This window comes from Anaerobacterium chartisolvens (genome assembly GCF_003337415.1).
GTDB classification, from domain to species: domain Bacteria; phylum Bacillota; class Clostridia; order Acetivibrionales; family DSM-27016; genus Anaerobacterium; species Anaerobacterium chartisolvens.
In genome coordinates this window covers 1-1,884 of sequence record NZ_QPJT01000074.1, presented here as the reverse complement: position 1 = coordinate 1,884, position 1,884 = coordinate 1, and the positions used below count along the sequence as shown (strand labels likewise).

1 protein-coding gene is annotated in these 1,884 nt (G+C 40.0%); it reads left to right on the top strand.

Annotated features, from left to right (window positions below):
- Window positions 1-133: 133 nt before the first annotated feature.
- Window positions 134-1,843, top strand: coding sequence for an IS1634 family transposase (locus DFR58_RS21580; protein ID WP_114300513.1), 1,710 nt, complete (start codon window positions 134-136; stop codon window positions 1,841-1,843).
- Window positions 1,844-1,884: the final 41 nt, after the last annotated feature.

Here is a 1,884-nt window from a genome sequence, read left to right as displayed (position 1 = left end):
AGGAGAAACCAGCATACAAAACTCAGGAAATCGGCGCAAATACGCGCTTTTTTTATTCCAAAAACACTTGAAAAAATAATATTTTTAGTGTATAATTAATGGTGTTAAATGGTGTTTAGGAGGGAGAGATTTTATGGCTTATTTCCTTAAAAAAACAAACCTCAAAAGAGGAATCTATCTTCAAATTTATGAATCTTTTTACAATCATGATAAAAAGCAAACCGCTCATAAATCCTATAAGGCGGTTGGCTATGTGCAGGATCTTATCCACTCAGGTATTTCTGACCCGATTGCCTATTATTCCGATGTCGTCGCTCAAATGAACATTGAGGCAAAGCGTGCTAAAGAAGAAAATGAGGTAAAGCAGATAGGCGAATCCCCCGAAAGCTACCTTGGCTATTTTCTTTTGCAGAGCATTTATGACAGCTTACACGTCTCCAATTATCTGGATTTGATGCAGTCTGTCAGGGGCTTCCGCTTTCGTCTCTCTGCACTAATTGAAGCCCTCACCTACAGCAGGGCAGTTGACCCATGCTCCAAGAATAGAACTTGCCATGATGTACTTCCTAAGCTGTATGAATCCTATGATCTCTCCTATGACCAGATTCTTGATGGTGTTGAGTATATGGGCAATGAATATGAAAAGATTATCGAGATCTTCAACCATCAGGTCAGTCTCAAATACCCCTTAGATACATCTACTACATATTTTGATTGCACTAATTTCTATTTCGAGATCGACAAGGAAGATGAATCCAGAAAAAAGGGGCCTTCAAAAGAAAATAGGCATGACCCCATAATCGGCCTTGGGCTACTACTGGACGCAAACCAAATCCCCATCGGTATGAAACTTTACCCCGGCAATGAAAGCGAGAAGCCCGTTATCCGCGATGTCATAAAGGAGCTCAAGGATCGGAACCAGATATCAGGCAAAACGGTACAGGTCGCAGACAAGGGCCTAAACTGCGCAGACAATGTCATTAATGCCCTAAAAAACAAGGACGGCTATCTGTTCTCAAAATCAGTGAAGCAACTCCCTGAGACTGAAAAGACATGGGTCCTCTTAAATGACGGCTATAAAAAAGTCATTGACAGCGATGGTACGCTTCTTTACCAGATCAAGGAATGCATCGATGAATTCCCTTATACCTATACAAACGAAAATGGGAAGAAACATGTCGTAAGACTAAAAGAAAAAAGAGTCGTCACATACAACCCCAAGCTGGCGGAGAAAAAGAAGTATGAGATAAACAAGATGGTTGAAAACGCTAAGATGCTAAAAGCCTGTCAGGCCAAAAAGAGTGAATTCGGCGAATGCAGCAAATATGTCACTTTTGGTTGTGCCGACCAGAAAGGAAATGTCATTGATGGCAAGGTAAGGGTAGCTATTAATCAAGATGCCATTGACAAGGATTTAATGTTAGCCGGCTACAACCTTCTTGTCACATCAGAAATTAAAATGAGGGCAGATGACATATACAACACCTACCATAACCTATGGAGGATTGAAGAGTCGTTCAAAGTGATGAAAACTTACCTTGACGCACGTCCCGTCTACCTACAGAAAACAGCATCAATCCATGGGCATTTCCTGATATGTTATCTTGCCGTACTCCTCATCAGGCTCCTTCAGTTCAAAGTGCTGAAAAACAAATACTGCACGGAAAAACTTATTAATTTCATCCGTGAATTCCGGATTGTGAAACTAGAACATAATAAATACGTGAATATCACGTCTTCTTCTAAATTTATAAAAAGTCTGTCAGATGAGCTGAAACTCCCAATTACTAATTACTTTCTTAATGACTCACAAATAAAAATGATGCTAAACTACGCATTTTGAGGTTTAGCACCATTTTTCTCTTTTTACTCCTAAAGACAGGT

Bases quoted from the DNA above. Each gene is read 5' to 3' on its own strand.
- DFR58_RS21580 (WP_114300513.1), top strand. From the start codon at position 134: ATGGCTTATTTCCTTAAAAAAACAAACCTCAAAAGAGGAATCTATCTT.